Consider the following 25,142-nt stretch of genomic DNA (forward strand, 5'->3'; position numbering starts at 1 on the left):
CCCGAATTCAATAAACGACTGCCCGAATTCAATAAACGACTGCCCGAATTCAATATAGGAACTTATAACAATCTTATTTGAGTTGTGAAAATTTTTGTTATAGTCGTCGTTGGTCAGTTGTGATTACAAATGACTAATGACATCTTCACACCCAAATCTATGTAAAATTACTTATCAAGTTATTGGCGGGTATAAAATATATCATGTATTCCAATAAGAAAGGCGATCGCGGACTCTTGGCCGAGGGCGATCGCCTTTCATTTAACCCCTACAATTGGAGTCAACTACGATGATGACACAATCAAAAAAGTTCGCCAAATCGCAACAAAAGCAGTATTTACCTACTCAAGGCAACAACGCACCTCTTTTGAATCTATCTGATCAAAAGCCATTGCCAAAAAGAGAACCGATTAAACATTTATTGATTGGTTCACCAAAAGCCGTCACCAACACAATTCACTTGTTGCAAGTTCTCGGCTATGCCAACGTTGGTGATTGGAGTGCCTTACTATCAACAGGTAATCCACATGAAGTCATGAGTATTTTAAGCCGTCAGATTTTGATGCAATAACTCAGTCAAATACTATCTAGTCCCTTCCCCTTGGAAAGGCTACGGTGTACACACAAGTTGAATTACCCCCCTTAATCCTCCCGATATATTGGGGGGAAAAATAGATCCAGTTCCCTCACGCCACATGCTACCCTGCGGGAATGCTAAGAGCGAACAAGTCGGGCATTGCCCGCCCAACGCAGTGGCTCCCCTTTATAAGGGGAGCCACTGCGGTCTTGGGGTTTCCCCAAGTGGAGCAAGTGGCGTGAGGGTTAGGGTGGGGTAATTCGAGGACTGGTAGTGATTCAATAACTTATGCGTGCACCATAGCCTTGGTAAGAAGAGGTCTATTTCTTTAATCTTCCCAATTCATAGAACAGATGTACTAAATGGTATGCTATAATTCCAATACGATTGATCTTGAAATCATAGTAAAGGATATGCTCTAGTTGCTTGCTTTCCTGAGTGCCAAAATTTACGGCATTAGTTGAGTGCAAGGCTATGGCAATTTGTACAAACAAAGCAGGTACAAGAGTCTAAAATAATTGAATCCTAAACTCGACTCGGTGCTAGTAATTACCTTTGAAAGGCATTGAAGTCTATATTTCCATGTCTTACGAACCCCTGCACCACAAATATCGCCCCAAAAGTTTTGCTGAACTAGTGGGCCAAGAGGCGATCGCTACCACCCTCACGAATGCGATCGGCACATCAAAAATCGCCCCCGCCTATTTATTCACTGGGCCTAGAGGTACGGGGAAAACTTCTAGTGCGCGGATTCTGGCTAAATCTCTTAATTGTCTCAAAAGTGACAAGCCCACTGCCCAACCCTGCGGTGTGTGTGAAGTTTGTCAGGGGATCACCAAGGGCTACGCCTTAGACATAATTGAAATTGACGCCGCTAGTAACACTGGTGTGGATAATATCCGCGAGTTGATTGAAAAAGCCCAGTTTGCTCCTGTGCAGTGTCGCTATAAGGTTTATGTAATCGATGAATGCCACATGCTCAGTACCCAGGCATTTAACGCGCTACTAAAGACATTAGAAGAACCACCGAAACACGTAGTTTTTGTGTTGGCGACAACAGACCCGCAACGGGTGTTACCAACAATTATTTCGCGCTGTCAAAGGTTTGATTTTAGACGCATTCAGTTAGAGGCGATGGTAAAGCATTTAAGTGCGATCGCTTCTTTTGAAAACATTCATATTTCACCCGACGCACTAACCCTAGTAGCCCAACTTGCTCAGGGAGGGTTACGAGATGCCGAAAGTCTACTCGATCAATTGGGTTTATTAGCAGGTGAAGTGACACCGGATCGAGTTTGGGATTTAGTGGGGACAGTAAGCGAACAGGATTTGGTGGCGCTGTTAAATGCGATCGCTCAAGATAAACCCGAAGCAGTTCTAGACTGTACTCACTACATTCTAGATCGTGGTCGAGAACCGCTAACTCTTCTGCAAAATCTCGCCGCCTTCTACCGCGATTTACTCATTGCTAAAACTGCACCCAATCGCCACGATTTGGTTGCTTGTACTCAGCAAACTTGGACAGCGTTGGTTGAGTTTGCTCAATACTTCGATATGAGCGTGATTTTGGCAGGACAAAAACACTTGCGAGAAGCTGAAGTACAAATTAAAAATACCACCCAGCCGCGTTTATGGTTGGAAGTAACATTACTAGGATTGTTACCCAGTGCGACAATTCAGCCACAAGCTCCAACTGTTACGCAGCGAGTTAACACACCTGTTGTATCTCCAAGCTATTCTCCAGCAGTTACCCAAAATCATGCAGTCTCTTCTTTATCGGTAGCTGAACCGCAAAAAAATCATAATTCTGCAAACAATCATGTAGCGGCTGCCCAAAATCAGCCCGTGACTTCATCTGTTTCAGTTGAACATCAAACAAATCACAATTCTCCTGCTAACTCAGTTTCACCACCAACTCCAGAACCTGTATCTGTACCCGTGTCACCTACGAACGTTGAACCAGTAACTTCAGAGGTTGTTGGTGAAGCAGAAGCAGAATATGACTTAACTCAGGTTTGGCAACAAGTACGTGCTAATTTTCCAATGCCTTCCAGGCAAGCTTTACTAGGGCAAATGTGCCAGCTAATAGAGTTTAACGGTACTGTGGCGCGTATTGCTGTTAAAGGGGCTAAATGGTATGAAACACTTAAATCTGATCTTCCGATGATGAAAGCAGCTTTCCAGAAGACTTTTCAACGTGAAGTTCAGGTAAATCTGGAACAAGTCAGTTCTGCAACTCCTACCTCAGCCAAAAAAAATCCACCCCCGAAAGACTCTACTCGCCCTCAGCAACCACCAACTCCCAGTTATAACCAGCAAATTCCGTCTCCAGCGCCAGCACCACAGCCAACCACTCCACCATCAGCACAAAATGGAAATGGTGTAAATAGAAATGGGGCAAATGGAAATGGCATAAATCGAAATGGCCAAAATGGAAATGGGGTACAAGCTTTGCCTCCAACTCCAAAACCAACACCCGTATCTGATTGGGAACCTGATGAAGTAGCGATCGCAGCTCAACGTCTGGCAGAATTTTTCAACGGACAAATTATCCGTTTTGCTGATGATTTCCCAGAATTCTCCGACTCCATGACTACACCTGAATGGGTAGAGGAAGCAGAAGTTGATGATGAATAAAAAAATGCAAAATTATTTTTGGTAATTTTGCATTTTTAATTTTTAATTTTTAATTCCCCAAAGGGGCTATTCCCCATGCCCTGTATGTAAAGTTTTCACCCATTTTAGGCGCTTTGGTCTTACCGACATCCGGGCAGTAGTACTGCTCATGACGACTAACCAGTGCAACATATATAAACTGCCACGCAGCGTTTGCACCAGCATCAGAAAATATGTAGAAGGTTGGAATTTCTGATCTTGACGTATGCGCCTTAAACCTGTAAACATCCCTACCATCGACATAGAAATGGACAAGCCTGTAATGGGGCTTAACATGGGTGGGCGATGACGAGCGATCGCCATTAATAAATCTGGGACTGTTGCTGTGGGTAAGATATACATAATCAGCATAAAAATCAGCAAATCCCAGCTTTTGCGCCATCCCATCCGGTTTTTGAGAATTAAATCCCAATAATCCAAATAGCGTTGATAACCGCCTTCTGCCCAACGGTTGCGCTGATGCCAAAGTGCGATCGCACTTGTGACTCCTTCTTCTTGCACTGCTGGATGGAAAACACACTCAATATCCCACTTATCCAGATGTAAGCGGATTGTCAAATCCAAATCATCGGTAATGGTTTCCTCATTCCAGCCACCACAGCTTTCCAAGGCTGAACGCCGGACAAATTGACCATTGCCGCGCAGTTCGCCAATGCCACCAAGGGCGGTTCGCTGTTGCTGAAACCAGGTATCAAGTGCCATTTCGGCCATTTGACCCTTAGTCCAAAAGTTTGTTTTAGCGTTGGCGATCGCTTTTCGCACCTGCACCGCCCCCACCTTTTCTCTCTGAAATAAAGGTATTACCTGTTGCAGTAAATCTGGTGTTACCTGGGCATCAGCATCAAATACTGCTATAATATCGCCCTTTGTCAGAGGTAGTACCTGATTTAACGCCCCCGATTTGCCACCAGTAGCTTCTGCTGAACGCCTTAGTACTTTCAGTTGGTCATGTTTCTGTTGAAGTTCTGCTAATAAACGTGGTGTGCTATCACTGCTGTGATCGTCAATTATCCATACTTCGTATTGCCCACCTGGATATTCCAGATTACAAAGATTTTTAACTAATTTAGCAATTACCGCTTCCTCATTTTTCGCAGCCACTAATACAGATACAGAGGGCAAATCGCCTTGTATTTCTTTTGGATAACGACGGGATTTAGTAAACACTACCACCAAGGCATGAAATCCTAGAATGGTGGTCAGTCCTAGAATAAATATAGAAGCCCAAGAAACTAAATGTAGAGCGATCGTGCTACTCCAAACGATAGTCAAGACTAGAGCCGCTTTGCGTCTACGACCTTGAAACCGGGGTGTTAGAGACACAGGATCAGTCTCTAACACCGACTCCTCATTTGCTGATAGGTCAGACAACAAGGAGTTGAGCGGATCAAGCTCTTGATAAGAATCTTCTTCGGGCCAGGAATTCGCTGGCATAGGTTAGGTTGCTTGATTCAAAAACCAGTATTTGTCTACAGTTAGTAATTTTACGGACAAATATCCCTAAGCTACTTTTCCCGATATTAATCGGAATGGGCAAACTGCAATACCCGCTATCCCTAAGCCAAAAGCCGATGGGACTAACTTTGTTGTTACCGCTATTTTGCGTAATTACCTCGCATTAACCACCTTTGCTACTCTTAGACAGAGGCTTGATTCCTTTGATAGCCATTTAGGCAGGAAGCTTGTAGAGTGGGAATTTCTTCAATAAGAACTCCGATTTAGGCAAAGTAATAACAAGGTAGCAGCAGCTCGTCGTTGGGAGAAACAGCCATAATAACATCCACCACTTTACAGTGGGGATTTTTAGTGTTATTTTTCCCAGCTTCGATAAAAGTTAATGCAGCATTATTCTAACCGAAATTTTAATATTTCTTAGCAGTAACTTCATTTTTGGGCATGGGAAAGAGGCAGAGGGGCAGGGTGCGGGGGGCAGAGGCGAAAATTCTTCTCCCCTGCTGCTCCCTCATCCCCATTCCCCACTATGTGCTTTAGATACATCTTTTGGGAATACTACTAACATCCACTAATATCCCCAGTTGGCATATTTAACAATGTCTATTGACCAACTCCAACTCCAGCCTGCCACTCAACAACAAGCCAGTGTTTATTTACCTTATATTCAGGGCACTAAACGCAATTTTTTACCTCTTGCCATTAGCCTTTATCAAAAAGGAGTCTTGGAGGGACAGAGGAAGATAGAAGGCAGTGAACATGTTCCCTTTGTCGCCTCTTGGAATGTTGCGACTTTACCCTCAGACTTAACCCGTTGCCGAATCCAGTTTGATGGCAATGCTGACCTGAGTTACGAACTAATGATGGCTAGTTTTGAGTTTATTAATTTTTTAATTGAAGTTATGGACAATTATAAACGTCATCGTGCAACCGATTTTTCACAACCGTTTTATCGCAAACTACTACGTATAGACGATTGATTAAACTGTAAAACATCGTTTCCAGCCAGTGGCTGGAAATGAGTATTTTAAATTTTTATGACAAGCAATAATTATATAAAGCTAATTAAAAAAATTTCTTTAACTATTCTTTAAACTTAATAAACTACTGATCAGTTTAGGCAAGCCACTACAGCATGGATTTGAATGCTCATATAATTCAATGCGTTCTATTTGCTTTGCCATCTTTTCAGCACGCTGAATTGCTTGTCCGGTTAACAATTTCAATGGTTTGGGATACAAGCACATTGACGATGAAATAAACGGCGCATACGCTTAGTTGTATTTAAAGTATAGTCCAATTTTTCTAAGAGTATATGATTCTGATTAAGTACTAGTGAATAAGTATAAATAGTATTATTAAATATAGTTTTTAACTCAAATTTTATAGGTTTTTGAGCATAGATACTATCTAATTTAAAAGGGTCTAGTTTTGCATATTTAAAGATTCTCTACAATGCCACTGCTTCCTGTGTGCCATGTGCCATCATAAGCAATAAATAATCCAAAGCTTGGATAGCATTACTCTTGACTGATGCGTTAGCTCCAAAAATTGCCAGAACAGGTAAAAGCTCAATGTCCCACCCTACAACATGATATCCAGGTGCAATATCATGATCTGACTTTACTCGTTTGCGTTTGCTGCTTTGGCTTGTCTGACGATCGCTTTGTTTTTGAGCAACCGCGCTTAGGGTTACAGGTTCTTTAATTGAGCGGTAGTTTTCGACTGTAAAATCTACAAGCATAATTCAACGCGCACAAGGCAGTTTTTTGTGATTTATTCACGTAAATATTATCTTAAAGGTAGGCAAATCTCCACTTTTACCACAACACATCATCTGAACTAGCAGTCAGGGTGAGCTATGATTACACTTTAATACACGCAGTAATCCAAAACTCACCACAGATTTAGATCGACAATAGCAATATAAGCAGTCTAACCAAAGCAGGTATGGGGCAATGGTGCGATTAAAACCTTGGCAGTGGGTCGTCTTAGCAATCCCGATCGCGTTTATCATTATTTTCCTACTGGTATCCGCCGGTTTGCAAATTCATGCGTGGGGCATTAATTGGATTTGGGGTGTATTCACCCTTTTATTCGTTGGTTGGCGTTGGCTATTAGTGAAATGGACTCAACCTGCTGTTAACCAAGTAGAAGCTGTATTAGCCCAAGTCCAAGAAGAACTCGAATCGACGGCAGAGGATACAGTCGGGCTACCAGCCGGAAGTGATGTTACAAAGCTTGCAGAAGCTGCCCTTCAAGAGGTTCTGCAAGCAGCACAAAGCGATCGCCCGATTTGGGAAGACTGGCAAACTTTTTGGACGCGATGCCAGGATTTGGTTGTAGCGATCGCTCATATCTACAATCCTCAAATTCAATATCCGCTACTGAACATTTACGTCCCCCAAGCTTACGGGCTGATTCGAGGAACGGTGGATGATATGGATCGATGGATGCAAAAGTTATCCCCCGTCCTCAATCAGGTGACGGTTGGGCAAGCATACCAAGGATACGAAGTCTATCGGAAGTTGGAGCCATCGGCTCGGAAATTCTGGAAAGCTTGGAACTGGGCACAGTGGCTTTTAAATCCGGTGGCGGCGGTGGCCAAACAAGTCAGTAAGGGTTCTAGTAACCAAGCAACTCAGCAATTGTTGGGGAATTTGAGCCAGTTATTTCGAGAAGCTGCCCTGAGAAACTTATGTCAGCAGGCGATCGCACTTTACGGACGTACCACATTACCAGTTTCAGCAACCGTAGTTTCTACACCAACTCTACCCAAGGCAAAAACCCAAACCCTCCGAGAAATCCTGACTCAAGCCGAACCAGCCGAGGTAGTTGAGCAAAAACCCGTGAATATTCTGCTAGTAGGGCGCACGGGGTCAGGTAAAAGTAGCCTGATTAACACGCTATTTCAGGCGGATCTTGCAGCCGTTGATGTTTTACCTAGTACCGATCGCATTCAAAATTACCAATGGCAGACTGAAACGGGGGAAACCCTAACGCTTTGGGACACACCTGGTTATGAACAAGTCAACCGTGCCGATCTCCGAAATCTGGTGCTTGATTATGCCATCAACGCAGACTTACTTCTGTTAGTCACCCCTGCCCTCGATCCTGCCTTGCAAATGGATGTAGACTTTTTGCAAGACATCAAAGCAGAAGTTGCAGATTTACCTGCGATCGCAATCGTCACTCAAGTAGATCGTCTGCGTCCCATCCGCGAATGGCAACCCCCTTATGATTGGGAATGGGGCGATCGCCCAAAAGAAATTGCCATTCGAGAAGCTACTGAGTATCGTGCAAAACTGCTGGAAAACTTTTGTAATCTAGTTGTGCCCGTGGTTACAGGTGAGGGCAAAACAAATCGAATCGCTTGGGGAGTAGAGGCGCTATCGTTAGGATTAATAGATGCGATCGCACCTACCAAGCAACTCCGTCTCGCCCGCTTTTTGCGTAACCTTGAAGTTCGCACCCTCGCTGCTGCTAAAATTATCGGCCACTATACCTTCCAAATGGCGACAACACAGGGACTAACAGCATTGCTCAAAAGTCCCGTCCTCCAGTTTGTTTCTACGCTCTCAACCGGATCTCCAGCTCTAGCATATATGCTGGCACAGCAAATTCCCGTGGAACAGTTGCCGATTGTGATTGGCAAACTCCAAATGGGATATGAGCTTTTCTCGCTCTTGAATACAAATAACCCTAACCCGCTCAACTTTGAATTGCTATCCCTTTGGCCGCTATTGCTAGAAAACTCCGCTTCACCCGATCGCAACGCCTGGGCATTTGGTCACGCCCTAGTGGAATACTGGACTCAAAATTTGACGGTTGAACAACTCCGGGAGCGATTTGAGTATTATTTGTCGATTGCCAAATAATTTGTCTGCATTGAATAATTAATGTCCATAAGCAATGTCTATAACGGGGTACACTTATGCATATTTCATCCTCACTATTAGCTATTTAAGTATATCTACGAAGCAAGATTTGTCAGAGTTAAGTATATTTATACCATAAGTACAAAAAACCAAAAATGCGGTAATGGGTCATACTCTCAACATCAAAGTTCAGATTACGATTAATAGTAGGTGTCTGCTGAAACCTACCCGCCTTACCTGAGTTTTTACTCAGACATCCCTTTTATTCGGAGTTATTTATGAAAAATATATTAGACATCTCCATCTCACAAAAACAGAATTCACATCAGAGTTATAGTATTTCGTCTTACAATAGACTGCTTTTGGTTGTGAAGGATTTGGCTTGTGTACGGACTATTGAAGAAATTATTGAGATTGTGCGTTTAGCTGCTCGCGATCTGACTAATGCTGATGGGGTAACTTTTGTACTGCGGGATGGTGAATGCTGCCATTATGTTGATGAAAACGCCATTGGCCCACTTTGGAAAGGTATGCGTTTTCCGCTCAAATCTTGCATCTCCGGTTGGGCGATGCTCAATAAACAAGCAGCCGTGATTGAAGACATTTACCAGGATGCTCGAATTCCTATTGAGGCTTACAAAGTAACTTTTGTCAAGAGTTTAGTGATGGTTCCCATACGGATTTCTGAACCACTGGGTGCGATCGGAGCTTACTGGAGTAAACACCACCGAGCCACGTCCGAAGAGATAGAACTGCTTGAGATTTTGACCGACACCACAGCAGTTGCGATCGCAAACGTTCAACTTTTCCAGAAATTGACGAACCAAAACGCGCTTAAAGACAAATTTATTGCGATGCTAGCTCACGAGTTGAGAAATCCCGTTGCTCCTATCTCCAACGGGGTTCAACTTCTCAAGTTGAAGTTAGGCGAGACTGGCGCAGTCGGACAAACAGTTTTAATGATGCAACACCAGATTAAGCACCTCTCGAAATTGATCGATGAGTTACTTGATGTATCTTCCATCACTTATGGAAAGATTTCATTAAACCTGGAGAAGGTTAATTTAGTGGAATTGGTTCACCAGAGTCTCAATGACCATGCACAAGCAATAAAGAGATTGAACCTTAATGTCGTGCAAGACCTACCAAACAAGCCTCTGTGGGCTTACGTTGACCCGACCCGTTTCTTCCAAGTCTTTGGCAATCTTCTTGATAACGCCTTAAAGTTTTCCCAGCCAGATGGAACGATCTGGGTGGATCTCTCATTTATTCCAGGTGAAAATGGCTCAGGCAGTGTAGGAGTTTTATCTGTAAGAGACTCAGGCATAGGCATAGATCCGACAATCTTACCAGAACTATTTGAGCCGTTTACCCAAGCCGATCGCAGTTTAGACCGTTCGAGGGGCGGGTTAGGTTTGGGACTCTCGGTAGTAAAAAGTCTTGTGGAACTTCATGGTGGTCATGTTGAAGCCTCAAGTAGAGGGATCAATTTGGGAGCAGAATTTAAAGTTACTCTCCCAGTATGCGAAGAGATTACAGCTTGGCATAACGACCCGGAAATTATAGAAGCGGCTAAAAAATCGTTGAAGATTTTAGTCATTGAAGATAACGAAGATTCAGCCGTAACATTAAAAGCAGTGCTTGAGTACTTTGGGCATGAAGTTTCCATTGCTAACAATGGAATTTCAGGGGTAGAAACTGCAAGGAAGCTTGAGCCTCAAGTGATTATTTGTGACATTGGACTTCCCGAAATGGATGGATTTGCCGTTGCACGGGAACTGAGTAAAGACTCCAAATTTACTCGCTCAATTCTGATTGCGCTTACCGGGTACGGTGGCCAGGAAGATAGAGAGCTTGCGCTTAAGTCTGGTTTTAAATGTCACTTGACCAAGCCTGTGGACTTTGAAATACTTACAGCAGAAATTGATCAATACTTTGATGGAGTATTATCAAGTTAACGAATTTTGCTACTTTCTCATCCTTACTTTGATCCCTCCGTTTTTCTCAAGAGTTACTTAGCACTCTTCAAGCCATGAGTGACAAAACTCAATACTTGTTGCAATTAGTAAAACGCAATGTTAAAGCGTATATTACCAACCCGAAAACGAAAGCTGTAATGGTTACAGGCTCAGTCGCAGAAGGGCTGTGTGATGAATACTCAGATTGCGACGTGATGCTTTATTATGATGAATTGCCTTCTGGAGAAGAGTTGCACCTTGCGCGTCAGCAGAATCAGGGTTCATTGATTGAGATTTTGGGCGATCGCCAAGAGGGTGCGATTGGTGAAAGTTTCCTTGTAAACGGGGTTGAATGTCAGTTTGCTCATGCGACAATCGCACAATGGGAAAAGGAAATTTCAACCATCTTGGAGCAGTTTGATGTTCAATCTCCGATAATGAAAGCAATGTCAGGAACACTAGTCGGAATTCCGTTGTATGGGGAAACGCTGATTGGGCAGTGGAAAGCTAAAATTGCAAATTATCCCGATGGACTTGCGCAAACGATGGTAGAGCATTATCTCAAATTTGTCCCCATTTGGGGAATGCAGTCCAAGCTTGCGAAACGGGATACAACACTCTGGTACTACCAAATCCTGGTTGAATCAGCCCAAAATATTCTCGGTGTATTGTCTGGATTGAACCACTTGTATTACTCAACATTTCAATTCAAGCGAATGAGCAGATTTATTGACAAAATGGAGATTGCCCCTGAAAATCTTGCCTCTCGTCTCGAAGGTTTGTTTCGTCATAAAGCTCCTGTAACTGTCAATGAACTTGAAGCATTGGTTCGAGAAACCGTAGAGCTTGTGGAGGTTAATATGCAAAGAGTGGATACTTCCAAAGCAAGACGAAGATTAGGTTGGAGACAGCAGCCGTGGAAACTGGGCGAATCAAATAGGTGAGGAATTCTAGCTAACAATCGTGTTGCAGCCTTTTCTCATTACTTAAGCGTAACCCGTTTTAAACATTGTTTTTATTCTATTGAATTATCTGTTGTAGGCTTACCCGGATAAAAGCGATCGCTCAAAATTTCTACTGGACTGGGAATAATAGCTTTGTAGATTACCGCTATTACAAAAAAATTAACCCTCGGCTGATCACTGAGGGCTTTTTTGTTTGGCAAAATGGCATATCTCTAAATTAGACGATTGCTATGGTGTTTAAGTAGGATACATTCCATGCGAAAAGTACTGACTTGCATTACCCCTGGCTAACTACCAGGGGTTTTTATCAGAAATTCTACTGAGATATTACACCATTCTGAATAACTGTAAAGTTGACAATTTGATATAAGTAGTGATTCTAAAATTCACTACTTTTCCAAATTAATAAGAGATAGCGATTTTAATTCAACTAGGGAAGTGTCAATATAGGTTTATATCAAAGTAAAAAAATTAAGTGCAACTAATTAACAATGACAGAAGCTAAAAACGTAATCGGTGGAAACCTAGAAGCCTGCTGCACTTCTCCGATGACTGGGTTTTACCGCGACGGTTTTTGTCGCACAGGTGGTCAGGATTTCGGGTCGCACGTCGTATGTGCCGAAGTTACTTCAGAATTCCTGGAGTTCACTAAATCCCACGGAAACGATTTAAGTACACCTGTTCCTGATTTTAATTTTCCTGGACTGAAGCCTGGCGATCGCTGGTGTTTGTGTGCTTCTCGCTGGCAAGAAGCTCTCGATGCTGGCGTTGCTCCACCCGTCGTCCTCTCTGCAACCCATGCTAGAGCTTTGGAAACGGTTTCCCTAGACGAATTGAAAAAACATGCCTTAACTTCGTCTTGATTTGAAATTGGGCATTGAAAAGAGGCAGAGGGGCAGGGGGCAGAGGGGAATGATATCGTATCCGGTGAAAGACTTATCATTAAGACCGCAGGGGGCAGGGGGCAGGGGGCAGGGAGCAGGGGGAAAGAGGGTTTTCCGGTTTCTGCATAGATTACGGGAATTATAACTAATTAACCGGACATGATATGAAGAGGGGCAGGGTGCAGGGTGCAGGGTGCAAAGGGGAAAATTCTTCTCCCCTGCTCCCTTGCTTCTTCCTCTGCCTCCCCTGCTACCTGCTCCCTTGCTTCTTCCCCTGCCTCCCCCACTCCCTAATTCAAAATCAACCCACTGGAACTTCCACAGGTAGCTTTAATACATCGGCAACCATAGCAATCAATTTAGTGGGGTCAATTGGCTTAGATAAATGCTGCTGAAACCCTGCTGAAAGCGCTTCTAGGCGGTCTTCTTCTCGCGTATACGCTGTTAAAGCGATCGCTGGGATGCGTCCACCTTTTTCTGGTTCTAAAGAGCGCAGTTTGCGAATCAGCGTATAACCATCTTGCTCTGACATGCCGATGTCGCTAATCAAAATATCTGGTTTTGCTTGTTCAACCACTGCCAACGCTTCATCAACAGATGCTACCGCAGTAGCAAACGCCCCATATTCCTCAAACATAAAACTAAGAAAGTTACGGGTATCTGCTTCATCATCTACAACTAAAACTCTTAATCCAGTAAGAGGCGTCGATGCCACAGGGGAAGAACTTTCTCCTGTGGCTTCTCTACTGGCTCTACTAGCCCTATTGTCTTGTAGCAGTGGTAATCTCACAGTAAAGGTTGCTCCTTCTCCTGTGCCTGGACTTTCGGCAAAGATTTTACCTTTGTGCAGTTCTACTAGATGACGGACGATCGCTAGTCCTAGCCCTAATCCATTGTGCGATCGCGTTGTGGTGCTGTCTGCTTGCCGGAAACGCTCAAATACTTTGGGCAAAAACTCAGAGCTGATACCAATCCCTGTATCAATAACTTGAATTTGGGCGTATTTGTAAGTTGTGTCTTGTTCTTGACAATAGACTACTGACAAATTCACATCTACCCTGCCACCTTTAGGGGTAAACTTAATAGCATTAGTTAGTAGATTCCAGACAACTTGCTGTAACCGGGCTGGATCGCCATAAACTGACCCGACTGAACTATCCAAAACAGTATTTAACTTAATCTCTTTTGGTTCTGCTAGGGGACGCACTGCCTCTAGGGCTGCCTCCGTTACCGTGAGCAGATTCACCGCAGATACATTTAACCGCAACTGACCACGGATAATTCGGGATACATCTAAGATATCCTCAATTAGTTGCATCTGAGATATGGCGTTGCGTTCAATCGCTTCGAGGGCGCGGGAAGTGGCTTTTTCATCAAGTTTCTTTGAGCGGAGGATCTTTGACCAGCCCAGCATTGAGGTTAAGGGTGTGCGGAGTTCGTGAGAAAGAACGGCGAGAAACTCATCTTTCATGCGATTTGCTGCTTCTGCTTCGGCTCTTGCTGTCTGTTCTCGAATCACTTGAGCGCGGACTTCTTCTGCTTGTTTGCGTTCAGTAATATCTTCGAGAGTGCCTACATATCCCAGCAATTCCCCTTGACCAGAAAGCATGGGTGATGAGCGAACTTGAACCCAACGGACAATGCCATGAGCAGTTTGAAAGCGAAACTCTTCAGAGTAATCACGACCTTCACGAATGTAGTTAGACCAAGTAGCAACTGCTCGTTCTCTATCTTCTGGATGAACAGATTCTAGCCATTTTTTTTGTAAACTCTCTGCCGCTTTCAAGCCACAAATTATTTGATAGCGAGGATTTGTATATCTACATCCTCCTTCAGTATCAATTTCAAAAATGCCAACGGGTGAACAAGTACTCAGCGATCGCAATCGTTCTTCACTTTGCCTGAGTTCTGCATTCACAGCTACCAGTTGCGCTGCTTGTTGCTTAACGGCTTCTGTTTTCTTAAATAGTTCTACGAATACTGTGACTTTAGAAGTCAAAATATTGGGGTCTAATGGTTTGAGCAAATAATCAACTGCACCCAAGGCATAGCCTTTAAACAACATTTGGTCGCTGGTGCTAAAGGCAGTGAGAAAGATAATTGGAGTGTGACGCGATCGCCCCCGATTGCGAATCAAGGTTGCAGTTTCAAAGCCATCCATCCCTGGCATTTGCACATCTAGCAAAATCACTGCAAAGTCTTGATGTAGCAGACACCTCAAAGCTTCTTCTCCAGAAGTAGCTCTCACCAAATTCTCTCCCAGTTTTTCCAGGATTGCCTCTAGTGCTAGCAAATTTTCTAGTTTATCATCCACTAGGAGGATGTTTACTTTGGGTTCCATCTGCATGGGTTTTTTTTCCGTGATTAATGACAAAGCTTAACCATTTGGGAAGCAATGTTTGAAAGTGTTAAAATCCAGTCTACTGCAACAGCAGAAATTGCTGCTTCTGGCATAACATCACTCTCAGCTGTGGCAGGTTCTTGTACGATAGTAAGCCCTCCCCGCGCTTTTATTTTCTTAAGACCTTGCATACCATCTTGGTTTGCTCCTGTCAATATTACACCAATAACTCGCTCATTATAGACATCGGCTGCTGACTCAAATAGCACATCGATAGATGGTCTGGCATAAGAAACAGGCTCATCAGTCGAAAGAGCAAAATGGCCAGGTTCAACCAATAAGTGATAATCTGCTGGAGCTATGTAGATATGTCCTGGTAGTATTTCGTCTTTGTCTTCCACTTCTCGAATCGGCAACGAAGTATATTCTTGTAATAACTCCTGAAGTGTGTTGTTAGACTCCTTGTGACGGTGTTGCACGATCGCGATCGGCACTAGAAAATCTGCTGGTAAATTACCCAAGAGAATTTTTAAGGCTGATAATCCACCCAAAGAAGTACCAATGACCACAATTTCAAATGCCACTTGTTTTTTCCTCACACCCGTTAGTGTGACTTGACGGCTCATTAAACCCTTTCAGCATTCTCCAGTTCCACCACAGCTACTAACTTACCTTGACTGGCTTTTATACCCATTAACCAAAATTATATATTTTTGTCATTTACATTACAATTAGAAATCTTATTATTGTGAAATACTTTACATAAAAAATATGATTTTTCTGGTTTTTTTAAACTTTAGTTAATGCTAGAACCGATACATTATAGAAATATATTTTTTGTTAAATAACTAACTTTTAAAAGTTTAATTATTATTGTTTTGACAATTCATAAAAATTTACTTAAGCTAAAGGATAGGTTAAGCAAATCAACAAATGACAGCGATTCGGTTTAGCTACATCAAAAATTGCTGTTGCAGACTATTGGCATGAGGAAATTAATCGCAACACAAATCATTCCCCAAAGGCAAGTTTACTAAATTTGTCTACCAAAAGCTAAGACATGATTAAGCGTATTGCGCCGCGCACATATTGAACAGATTCCGGTCAATTATAGATAGATACTTGTAGTGGTGTTAGTGAGTATCCATCAATCATTGAAGTTTAATTAGCCATTTTGGATTAAGGTCTTCTGGTTTATATCTCGTCAGGGACGGAATAAATCTAGAATCCAAAATTGCCAATCCAAAATTGATTGACCAAAATGCGGTAGATATGTCCAGGAGAATCCAATGCTTGAGTATTTTACATCATTGAACGACCACAATTTGCCCTATCCAGATACGATTCATCCCATCGTTGTCCACTTCGTAATTGCGATGGTGTTGTTTTCCTTTTTCTGTGATTTAGTTGGCTATTTTACTGGTAAATCCAGTCTTTTTGAGGTGAGTTGGTGGAACATGTTAGTTGCCACGATCGCCATCTTCGTCGCGATTATTTTTGGTCAGTTTGAAGCGGGTTTAGCACAGCCTTACAGCCTAGCTAAATCGGTGCTGAACTTGCATACGTTGATTGGTTGGTCACTTTCGGGAATCATCACGGCAATTACAGCTTGGCGCTATGTAATTCGTGCCCGCAACCCGCAAAAAATATCAATTTATTATTTGGGAGCCGGACTAGTTTTAACTTTGATAGTTGGCTTGCAAGTATATCTCGGAGATGAACTTGTTTGGGTGTATGGATTGCATACAGTGCCAGTTGTGGAAGCAGTAAAGGATGGTCTGTTGCGATGAACTCAGAATTAATTGATCAATTGAGCGGCTCTCTAGGCGCAAACGGATTACCTTACACAATTCCCATTCATCCCAATTTAGTCCATCTGACAATCGGTTTGTTCATCATTGGAATGACCTTTGATATTGTCGGTGTTCTGTTCCCCTTTGAAAAATGGGTCTTCAAATATTTAGCAATTACTGTGGAACGTCAGAACTTATTTGATGTTGGCTGGTACAACATGCTAGCTGCCAGCATCATCACATTTTTCACAGTAGCAGCAGGCTTTTATGAAATGCTGTTGGCAACACCACCAGCTGATATGAAAAGTGCCTGGGGATTGCAGGCAATGGAAACTATGCTTTGGCATGGTGTAGGTGGTGTGTTCTTATTAGCGCTGATTGTTGTCCTGACCATCTGGAGAGGATGGCAGCGCTTCGTTTGGGCCAAACAAGAATATAAACACACAGATAGAGAAGTGCAATGGATCTATCTGTTGGCAGGCATAGCAATCATGTTCATTCTGTACGTCCACGGGACACTAGGGGCGCAAATGGCTGCCGAGTTTGGCGTACACAATACAGCAGATAATTTGCTGCGATCGCACCAAGACCTCAACACAACTCTCAAATAGTCATTTGTCAATTGTCCTTTGTCATTTGTTTCAAGTTACTAACCAATGACCAATGACCAATGACTAATGACCAATGACTAATGACTAATGACCAATGACTAATGACTAATGACCAATGACTAATGACTAATGACCATGAAAATCCAGAAGATTTTAAATATTTTGACGCTGCTGACAGGCGCGATCGCAGTGACTGTTACGAGTCTCTGGATCGGGAAGCAGGCTTACTCCTGGCTTCCCCCCCAAGCAGCAGCCGAATCCCTACTAATTGATGATTTGATTAGCTTCTTAGTAACCCTCGGAGCCTTCATCTTCTTGGGAGTCACAAGTACTTTAATGTATTCTGTGATCTTCCATCGGGCAATCAAAGATGACTTCACCGACGGCCCTCCAATTGAAGGTAATATCACCTTAGAAGTTGTCTGGACAGCAATCCCAATTCTGTTGGTGTTTTGGATTGCAGGCTACAGCTACCAAGTTTACGAACAAATGGGGATTCAAGGCCCATCGGAATTAGTTCATTTGCATAATCCGCTAGCAATGCAATCGGCTCATGCAGAACCAAAAGATGCACCAGCTAACGCTTTAGCGGAACCTGTAGAAAAAATCGACGTACTAGCTAAACAGTGGGCGTGGGTTTTCCATTATCCCGAAAAAGATATTACTAGTACCGAATTGCATTTACCAAGCGATCGCCGGATACGTTTAGCGCTGAAATCACAAGACGTTTTGCACGGCTTCTATATACCTGCATTTCGCCTCAAGCAGGATATTATTCCCAACCATGCGATCGACTTTGAATTTACTCCCATCCGCGCCGGCAATTACAGATTGACCGATTCCCAATATAGCGGTACATACTTTGCGACGATGCAGGCGAATGTAGTTGTCGAATCTCCTGAAGATTATCAGCAGTGGCTAGCACAAGCTGCAACTCAAAAGCCATCCGTTGCAAAAAATCAGGCAGCTTCTGAGTATGCCCAAACATCCAATCAATCAGTCCAAACTGGTTGGGTTACAGTTCCACCTGCTGCACCGACTCTAGTCAATTCACCTGGTTGAAAGGAAAGTAACCATGACTAATGTTCCTATTGAAGGTATTCTTTTCCCTGATGAGAAGCATAACCACGAATCTCCAAGTAATTGGAAAGAATACTTCAGCTTTAGTACTGACCACAAGGTAATTGGTATTCAGTATCTCGTTACCTCATTTTTCTTCTTTCTCGTTGGCGGTATCTTTGCGATGGTGATGCGGGGAGAACTGATGACACCCGAATCAGATTTAGTCGATCGCACCATATACAACGGTATGTTCACCATGCACGGCACTGTGATGCTGTTTTTGTGGACATTTCCCTCACTGGTTGGTTTTGCTAACTATTTAGTACCCCTGATGATTGGGGCGCGAGATATGGCATTCCCCCGCCTTAACGCCGTCGCCTTTTGGATGGTGCCAGTAGTCGGAATTATCATGATGGCTAGCTTCTTTGTCCCTGGTGGCCCAGCCCAAGCCGGTTGGTGGTCTTACCCACCAGTCAGTCTCCAGAATCCCACAGGTAACTTGATTAATGGTCAAGTTCTCTGGCTCTTAGCGGTGGCAATATCCGGCGTATCCTCAATTATGGGGGCAGTGAACTTTGTCACTACAATCGTGAAGATGCGGGCCCCAGGAATGGGCTTCTTTCGGATGCCCTTGTTTGTCTGGGGAGTGTTTAGCGCCCAGATTATCCAACTATTTGGACTACCTGCACTAACAGCAGGTGCGGTGATGTTGCTACTCGACCTCACAGTTGGCACGAGCTTTTTTGACCCTAGCAAGGGTGGGAATCCAGTTATGTTCCAGCATTACTTCTGGTTCTACTCCCACCCCGCCGTTTACGTGATTATTCTGCCTGTCTTTGCGATTTTCTCAGAAATCTTCCCAGTTTATTCGCGTAAACCTTTATTTGGTTACAAAGTAGTCGCTATTTCATCCATCTTGATTGCAGGAGTAAGCGGCATTGTTTGGGTACACCACATGTACGTCAGTGGTACATCAGGCTGGATGCGGTTGCTTTTCATGCTGACGACAATGTGTGTGTCTGTACCCACAGGAATTAAAGTATTTGCTTGGGTAGCAACTATTTGGGGCGGTAAACTGCGGCTAACTACCCCCATGCTGTTTGCCTTGGGTGGATTAATCATGTTTGTCTTCGCCGGCATCACAGGCATCATGCTTTCCTCTGTGCCCGTTGATGTCCACGTTAACAATACCTACTTTGTAGTGGGACACTTCCACTATGTCCTCTACGGCACTGTGACGATGGGCTTGTATGCAGCCATCTATCACTGGTTCCCCAAAATGACTGGGCGGATGTACTCCGAAAGCTGGGGTAAAATCCACTTCTGGTTAGCCTTTATCGGCACCAACCTCAACTTTTTGCCCATGCACCCATTAGGATTGCAAGGCATGTTACGCCGAGTTGCTTCCTACGCCCCAGAGTATCAATTCTGGAATATCATCGCTAGTCTGGGCGGATTCCTGTTAGGAATGTCCACCTTGCCTTTCATCTTCAACATGGTGATTTCTTGGATGCAAGGCGAGAAAGCACCTGCTAACCCTTGGCGGGCAATCGGACTAGAGTGGTTAGTTTCTTCACCCCCCCCAGTAGAAAACTTTGAAGAAATTCCCATCATCATCTCCGAACCCTACGGCTACGGCAAATCAGAACCCTTGACATCCAACCTCCCAGAATAACGCCAAACATCGGGAAGACGCAAAAACCCTCCGCGTACCTCTGCGCTTCCCTCCGCGTTCCTTTGCGTTTCAAATTCCCCTCAAACCAAAAGCAAAATGGACAGTTATATCGATTCCCACGAATTGCACCACACAGCCGCAGAACATACCCACGACGAAGAAGGCAACAAGATGTTTGGCTTCATTGTCTTCCTACTATCTGAAAGTGTCATTTTCTTGAGTTTTTTTGCCGGATATGCCATCTACAAAACAACAACCCCTAACTGGCTACCAGCTGGTGTTTCGGGGCTAGAAGTAAAAGAACCGACAATCAACACAGTAATTCTTGTCGCTAGTAGCTTTGTAATTTACTTAGCAGAACGCGCCCTTCAACGCCATGACTTAGTGAAATTTCGCCTGTTTCTCTTGACAACAATGGCGATGGGTACTTACTTTTTGGTTGGGCAAGCGATTGAATGGAACGGCCTCGATTTTGGCTTCACTTCAGGGGTATTTGGTGGAACGTTTTACCTGCTAACAGGTTTCCACGGTTTGCACGTTTTCACAGGTATTCTGTTGCAGTCAATAATCTTGGTACGTTCTTTCATCCCTGGCAATTACGACACAGGCCACTTCGGCGTGAATGCGACTTCGTTGTTCTGGCACTTCGTCGATGTTATCTGGATTATTTTGTTTATCCTCATCTACGTTTGGCAGTAAATGAGAATGAGGGAGTAATTTCTCCCTCTGCTTGTTTCTCTTTAGACTAATTCAATTCATGATGGGTGAAGTGAAGACGCGATGAATCGCGTCTCTACAAATGGTGTGTTGTATTATTTTTTTAGATTGGTATTAGACTAAATAACTCGTATTTGGCACGATCGCAAAAAAGGCATACTCATACCAAGCAGTCCATAAGAAACTGCGAATCCATCGCTGGCGCTTTTCGGGAGTCAATTCATATTCAAATGCGCCACGAGATACATCAATGGAAGATAAGTGAGAGTTACAACCGCAACCGTGTTGATAAGTAAAACCGTATTTAGAAGCAATACTTTGTACCTTCATTTGAATCGCAAACACCTTACCTGCATGGAGTATGGCATCCCAAGCCCGTTTGTGTTCGATATCGCGCTGATCAAATCTTAAGGCGCGTTCTTCAAAAACATGATCGCGGTAAATTGGTGCTAGATGCACATGATAAAAGCTAGCAGGTAATTCATAACCAAACTCGTTGAATAAATCTATACCAATGCGAGCGACTTTTACTTCATTAGCATACTCTGTCCCTTTTGACTCCACATCACGGAGAATTTCTGCAAAGTTTGGATAGCTGTCTTTAAGAAAGTCTTGCCCAAAAAACTCTAGGGTTTCCCATGCCAATTGTGTAAATAGCTGGGAGAATGACGGTATCAAGTGAGCTATTTGGGGGCGATCGCTAAACAAGTCAACATCCCCATGCTCTAATTTATATAAGAACAACTGTGCCATCTCAACATAGCTCTGGGGATGGGAAACTCCGATACTCGTGGTTCCTCTAGCAATCTCTTGCCATATAGAAGGTAGTTGAGAAAGGTGAACCGCATTTTCTCCAGCAATGACTGCAACAGGAGGACATTCGAGAAGTTGCATCGACAATCTCCTTTAAGACTTTAATGTGTAATTTACCTTAAGCGATGTCTACGACGGGCTACGCCTACGTAACTTTACTCATAATATTTTTTTTAGAAAATACTTAGTGCTAATTAGAATACACTTTTAATTATATTCTCTCTATTTTTACGGTTAAATCCACATACATCGCGTTCATCTGGTAGTCCAAACGGTCTAGATTTTAACCACCAGCTATTTTCTTATATAGTTTTTCCCCTTTAACTATTTCTTCATAGTACTGTTCATAAGGGGTAAACCTAATAGATTCTTGCCTTCCTAAACCCAAGATGCCAAAGTTACTAAGGCTATTATAAAACAGTTCGTGTACCCGTTTTTGAAGTACCTGATTGAAATATATTAGGACATTACGACAAAGAATAACATTAAACTCATTAAAAGAACTGTCAGTTGCTAAATTATGCTGGGCGAAAACAACATTTTCTCTTAGAGATGCTCGAAAAATTGCGTTATCATAAGCTGCTGTATAATATTCTGAAAAAGACTTTTTACCGCCTGCTTTCAGATAAAGTTGGGTATATTCTTGCATCAGCTTCAAAGAAAAAATCCCACTTTTGGCATTTTGTAATACTTTCTCATTAGTATCAGTTGCATATATACGGCAACGGTGGTAAAGACCTTCTTCTTGTAGTAATATTGCCATTGAATAGACTTCTTCACCAGTCGAGCATCCAGCGTGCCAGATACGAATAAAGGGATAAGTTTGCAAGAAGGGAATAACTTGATTTCTGAAGGCGTGATAAAAGCTAGGATCGCGAAACATTGATGTGACATTCACCGTCAGAGCAAGCAAAAATCGTTCCAAATAGGCACGGTTGTGGAGTAACCTTTCTTGCAATGCAGAAACATTTGCTAACCCCTCTAATTCCATGAAGCCCTGAATTCGGCGCTTGAGAGAGGAAAGAGCATAATTGCGAAAGTCATAACCATAGTATTGATACACACCTTCCAAAAGCAGATGTATTTCTATATCCTCCAAGGTTGGCTTGGGCAAAGTCATAGTACGAATTAGCATATTATATTGAGCCAGTTTCGGTTATTTAAATGTGCTGGCAATACAACGAGTTAAGCTGCTTGGAGTTAGCCAAACCAATATTTTCCAAAACACCTGATTGAGAAAACATTATTCACATTTTAAGTGGTAATATTTTTATAACCAAAGTGAATTTTACGCAGAAAATAGCTTGCTGAGTCTATTAGACTTTGATAACGATGTTACTTATGAGGTTTAGTTTCACCTAGTGGCTGTTATTCCTAAAGCAGCGATCGCTATTATTGAAATTCCAACTAGCCATCTCACCTGATAGCGTAGATTTCTAATCTCTTGGCTCAAATTTTCTCTCTGTGGTATGGGATATGGTTGAAGTTCTGCAACTTCGACAGCTACTTCTGGGGGTTTCTTTTGGACACTTTCAAAAGTCACCTGCGTATGTAGCCAATTAGTAATTAGTTGAGGACAGTTTTTCTTAAACCAATTTAAAGCCAAAGTTCTAAAAACTGGTTTGGACATTCGCGCAATTAATTTCATCACCCTGTTTATGGGTTTCACGCGAAGCTTTTGGTTGATCAGATTGACTGAGCCAACATCATAGAGACAATCCAGAATTAGTTTCACAGTGGCTTCTTCACTGTTGATTAAGTTTTGCAGTAAAAGCAGAACATCGTGCATACGCTCTGCTTCAATAACTTTTTCTGTCAAGGTTTCTGGAGAACTTACTGAAGAACTTACAGTTGTATTTAGGGCGTTTCGTCTTACTATTGTCATGTTAGTAACATAGCAGTCTTAATAATTTAAGTACACCTGTCTACCGGGAGAAAGATTTTTTATCTAGAGAAAGAACCTAAAAGCCAAATTTTTTTCGTGAGATACATGATTATATGGTGTCTGTAAAAGGGTTATTTGTCTAGTTTCTTTAAAATTTTTATCTATTTCTGAGTAATTGAACTAGAACTAAGAAGTGGAAGCTCTTAGATTCAATGGAAGCATTGGTTTTGAGTAAGAATTCAGCACGGGCTAAACGCCCCGCCACCGCTAACAGCAGTCAGAAGTCAGAATTTATCAGGAGTTCAGTATGATTGGGATATTCATTTATCAAATCTCCGTCTGATTCTTTAACTATTCTGACTCCTGTATTCTTACCGTTTTGAAAAACATATCTTTATTTTTTATTTAGATGTTAATACGTCAATTTGTGCAACAACCCGTTCTAATTCGTCAATAATTATAATGGTTCCAGTCTTTCTGAAGGCATCTACAAGCGCCCGATAATACCAAAGAGTTCCTTCTTTTCCCCCATGAAAACGTTCCCAAAGTGATTCGCCCAAAACGCGATAATCTTTGAGAATAGATTGGGCATTGTAAAGTTTATCTGCTAATGACACGAGCAGTACTGATGGGGAAGCGGTAGGAATATGAGCAATGTATGCCTCCTTGCGCTGTAGCCAAGGTGGTTTTGGAATTGTATCAGCATCAGTACAACCATCTACAATTGCTGTTACATTGTCACCAAAGCGACGGCGAATTTCTTCTCGTGTTGCAGCGCCACCTTGATCTTCGATCGCATCGTGTAAGAGAGCTGCGATCGCTTCATCTTCATTTGCCCCATATTCTAAGGCAATACTGGCAACACCTAATAAATGGGCAACGTAAGGAACACCTGAACCTTTACGAACTTGCTTCGCGTGCAGTTGGGTGGCGTAGGTAAGAGCTGTGGTAAAACGTTCTGAGAGCATTGCTTTGAAATAATAAAACAGCCTATAGTTAGATATTGCCTTGGTTTTAATGTCAATTTTATAACAAACTGCTCCAGACACAGAGAAAACAGAGCAGAAGACGGATATAGAAGTAATTGAATATCAACCTAAAATTGAGATATCTATCAAGCTTGCGATGGGATTATCATGACCAGCGAAAAAATAACGGTGCAGTCTTTGTATACTGTCACTGATGAAGAATTAATGCTGATGAGTTCGCAAAACCCAGAACTGCGGTTTGAACGCAATGCTAATGGAACGTTAGAAACTATGCCCCCAACTGGTGGAATTTCTGGGAATCGAGAAATAAAAGTAGGAGCTTATTTATTGACTTGGGTAGAAAGTCAGGATTTAGGTGAAGTATTTAGTTCAAGCACAGGTTTTAGATTAGCAAATACGGCAGTGCGCTCCCCCGATGCTGCTTTTGTAGCTAAAGGGCGTTTGCCAGAAGGTTGGGATCAACAAGAAGACAAATTTATTAATTTAGCACCGGACTTTGTAATTGAAATTCGTTCTAAAAACGATAGCTTGACAAAACTCAAAGCCAAGATGGAAGAATATATTAGTAATGGTGTTAAATTAGGATGGTTAATTGATAGTAAAAATCAGCAAGCTTTAGTTTATCGCCGGGATGGTTCAATTACTCAATATCCAGCTACGGCAGTATTAAGCGGTGAAGATGTTGTACCTGGTTTTACCTTGTCATTAAGAAAATTATTATAAAATCGACCATATTCTATATCAATTCGATACAAGAATGCGCCAACCCAAAAATTTATTATTTAAAACTAGACTACAAGCTTTATCCTTATACAGATTTTGGTGAAGCATTTAATTAAAATAATTAGTATAACGGCTAAATTCTC

The 25,142-nt window shown here is 42.6% G+C and carries 22 protein-coding genes; 13 read left to right on the top strand and 9 right to left on the bottom strand.

The genetic code is table 11. From position 1 onward, the window contains the following. Positions 1–289 precede the first annotated feature (289 nt). Positions 290–571 (top strand): hypothetical protein, encoded by a 282-nt coding sequence (locus RMY00_RS12515; RefSeq protein WP_322647857.1) that lies wholly within the window; start codon positions 290–292, stop codon positions 569–571. A 588-nt stretch (positions 572–1,159) separates the two neighbouring features. Then, positions 1,160–3,214, top strand: a complete 2,055-nt coding sequence (locus RMY00_RS12520; RefSeq protein ID WP_322647858.1) for a DNA polymerase III subunit gamma/tau — start codon at positions 1,160–1,162, stop codon at positions 3,212–3,214. A gap of 66 nt (positions 3,215–3,280) precedes the next feature. Here the strand turns inward: RMY00_RS12520 and RMY00_RS12525 are convergent, their stop codons facing one another. Further along, entirely contained in the window at positions 3,281–4,687 is a 1,407-nt protein-coding gene (locus RMY00_RS12525) for a glycosyltransferase family 2 protein (RefSeq protein ID WP_322647859.1), read from the bottom strand. Between the two features lie 617 nt (positions 4,688–5,304). Between RMY00_RS12525 and ebsA the strand changes: the two genes are divergently transcribed. Next, complete coding sequence (ebsA, locus tag RMY00_RS12530) at positions 5,305–5,685, top strand: type IV pilus biogenesis protein EbsA (RefSeq protein ID WP_322647860.1); 381 nt, start codon at positions 5,305–5,307, stop codon at positions 5,683–5,685. Between the two features lie 470 nt (positions 5,686–6,155). Here the strand turns inward: ebsA and RMY00_RS12535 are convergent, their stop codons facing one another. After that, on the bottom strand, positions 6,156–6,449 hold the full coding sequence (locus RMY00_RS12535) for a hypothetical protein (RefSeq protein ID WP_322647861.1): 294 nt from the start codon (positions 6,447–6,449) through the stop codon (positions 6,156–6,158). Positions 6,450–6,663: 214 nt separating this feature from the next. Between RMY00_RS12535 and RMY00_RS12540 the strand changes: the two genes are divergently transcribed. The 3 genes from RMY00_RS12540 (at position 6,664) to RMY00_RS12550 (ending at position 11,485) form a co-directional block, all read left to right on the top strand. Continuing rightward, positions 6,664–8,583: a GTPase family protein gene (locus RMY00_RS12540; RefSeq protein WP_322647862.1), complete on the top strand. Its 1,920-nt coding sequence runs from the start codon at positions 6,664–6,666 to the stop codon at positions 8,581–8,583. 278 nt (positions 8,584–8,861) lie between these two features. Then, a complete protein-coding gene (locus RMY00_RS12545; protein WP_322647863.1) occupies positions 8,862–10,541 on the top strand; it encodes an ATP-binding protein in 1,680 nt (559 codons plus the stop codon). Between the two features lie 74 nt (positions 10,542–10,615). Beyond that, complete coding sequence (locus RMY00_RS12550) at positions 10,616–11,485, top strand: hypothetical protein (protein WP_322647864.1); 870 nt, start codon at positions 10,616–10,618, stop codon at positions 11,483–11,485. Between the two features lie 71 nt (positions 11,486–11,556). On the opposite strand, the gene RMY00_RS12555 is transcribed toward RMY00_RS12550, so the two are convergent. Then, positions 11,557–11,706, bottom strand: a complete 150-nt coding sequence (locus RMY00_RS12555; RefSeq protein ID WP_322647865.1) for a hypothetical protein — start codon at positions 11,704–11,706, stop codon at positions 11,557–11,559. A gap of 291 nt (positions 11,707–11,997) precedes the next feature. On the opposite strand from RMY00_RS12555, the gene RMY00_RS12560 reads away from it, so the two are divergent. Further along, positions 11,998–12,369, top strand: a complete 372-nt coding sequence (locus RMY00_RS12560; protein ID WP_322647866.1) for a DUF2237 domain-containing protein — start codon at positions 11,998–12,000, stop codon at positions 12,367–12,369. 322 nt (positions 12,370–12,691) lie between these two features. On the opposite strand, the gene RMY00_RS12565 is transcribed toward RMY00_RS12560, so the two are convergent. Together RMY00_RS12565 and RMY00_RS12570 are read right to left on the bottom strand one after the other, a co-directional pair. Further along, on the bottom strand, positions 12,692–14,737 hold the full coding sequence (locus RMY00_RS12565; protein ID WP_322647867.1) for a response regulator: 2,046 nt from the start codon (positions 14,735–14,737) through the stop codon (positions 12,692–12,694). A 17-nt stretch (positions 14,738–14,754) separates the two neighbouring features. Continuing rightward, a complete protein-coding gene (locus RMY00_RS12570; protein ID WP_322648100.1) occupies positions 14,755–15,315 on the bottom strand; it encodes a chemotaxis protein CheB in 561 nt (186 codons plus the stop codon). Positions 15,316–16,020: 705 nt separating this feature from the next. On the opposite strand from RMY00_RS12570, the gene RMY00_RS12575 reads away from it, so the two are divergent. The 5 genes from RMY00_RS12575 (at position 16,021) to RMY00_RS12595 (ending at position 20,571) form a co-directional block, all read left to right on the top strand. After that, the gene (locus RMY00_RS12575) at positions 16,021–16,521 is read left to right on the top strand and encodes a DUF2231 domain-containing protein (protein WP_322647868.1); all 501 of its coding nucleotides are present in this window, start codon (positions 16,021–16,023) and stop codon (positions 16,519–16,521) included. Next, complete coding sequence (locus tag RMY00_RS12580; RefSeq protein WP_322647869.1) at positions 16,518–17,135, top strand: DUF2231 domain-containing protein; 618 nt, start codon at positions 16,518–16,520, stop codon at positions 17,133–17,135. The genes RMY00_RS12575 and RMY00_RS12580 overlap by 4 nt, the downstream gene beginning before the upstream one ends. 135 nt (positions 17,136–17,270) lie before the next feature. Continuing rightward, entirely contained in the window at positions 17,271–18,197 is a 927-nt protein-coding gene (locus tag RMY00_RS12585; RefSeq protein ID WP_322648101.1) for a cytochrome c oxidase subunit II, read from the top strand. A 13-nt stretch (positions 18,198–18,210) separates the two neighbouring features. Further along, the gene (gene ctaD, locus RMY00_RS12590) at positions 18,211–19,872 is read left to right on the top strand and encodes a cytochrome c oxidase subunit I (protein ID WP_322647870.1); all 1,662 of its coding nucleotides are present in this window, start codon (positions 18,211–18,213) and stop codon (positions 19,870–19,872) included. A 96-nt stretch (positions 19,873–19,968) separates the two neighbouring features. Then, on the top strand, positions 19,969–20,571 hold the full coding sequence (locus tag RMY00_RS12595) for a heme-copper oxidase subunit III (RefSeq protein ID WP_322647871.1): 603 nt from the start codon (positions 19,969–19,971) through the stop codon (positions 20,569–20,571). Between the two features lie 132 nt (positions 20,572–20,703). Here RMY00_RS12595 and RMY00_RS12600 read toward each other — a convergent pair whose 3' ends face one another. From RMY00_RS12600 to RMY00_RS12615, 4 genes are all read right to left on the bottom strand, one after another. Continuing rightward, positions 20,704–21,483, bottom strand: coding sequence for a hypothetical protein (locus tag RMY00_RS12600; RefSeq protein WP_322647872.1), 780 nt, complete (start codon positions 21,481–21,483; stop codon positions 20,704–20,706). Between the two features lie 202 nt (positions 21,484–21,685). Further along, the gene (locus RMY00_RS12605; protein WP_322647873.1) at positions 21,686–22,522 is read right to left on the bottom strand and encodes a protein-glutamate O-methyltransferase CheR; all 837 of its coding nucleotides are present in this window, start codon (positions 22,520–22,522) and stop codon (positions 21,686–21,688) included. Between the two features lie 234 nt (positions 22,523–22,756). Next, positions 22,757–23,287 carry a hypothetical protein gene (locus RMY00_RS12610; RefSeq protein WP_322647874.1) on the bottom strand — a complete coding sequence of 177 codons (531 nt, stop codon included), beginning with the start codon at positions 23,285–23,287 and terminating at the stop codon, positions 22,757–22,759. Positions 23,288–23,688: 401 nt separating this feature from the next. Continuing rightward, positions 23,689–24,255 (bottom strand): HD domain-containing protein, encoded by a 567-nt coding sequence (locus RMY00_RS12615; RefSeq protein ID WP_322647875.1) that lies wholly within the window; start codon positions 24,253–24,255, stop codon positions 23,689–23,691. A gap of 168 nt (positions 24,256–24,423) precedes the next feature. Here RMY00_RS12615 and RMY00_RS12620 point away from each other — a divergent pair, with 168 nt between their 5' ends. Beyond that, positions 24,424–24,999 carry a Uma2 family endonuclease gene (locus RMY00_RS12620; RefSeq protein ID WP_322647876.1) on the top strand — a complete coding sequence of 192 codons (576 nt, stop codon included), beginning with the start codon at positions 24,424–24,426 and terminating at the stop codon, positions 24,997–24,999. The last annotated feature ends 143 nt before the right edge of the window (positions 25,000–25,142 follow it).

Source organism: Nostoc sp. ChiVER01, assembly GCF_034531155.1.
Taxonomy (GTDB): domain Bacteria; phylum Cyanobacteriota; class Cyanobacteriia; order Cyanobacteriales; family Nostocaceae; genus Nostoc.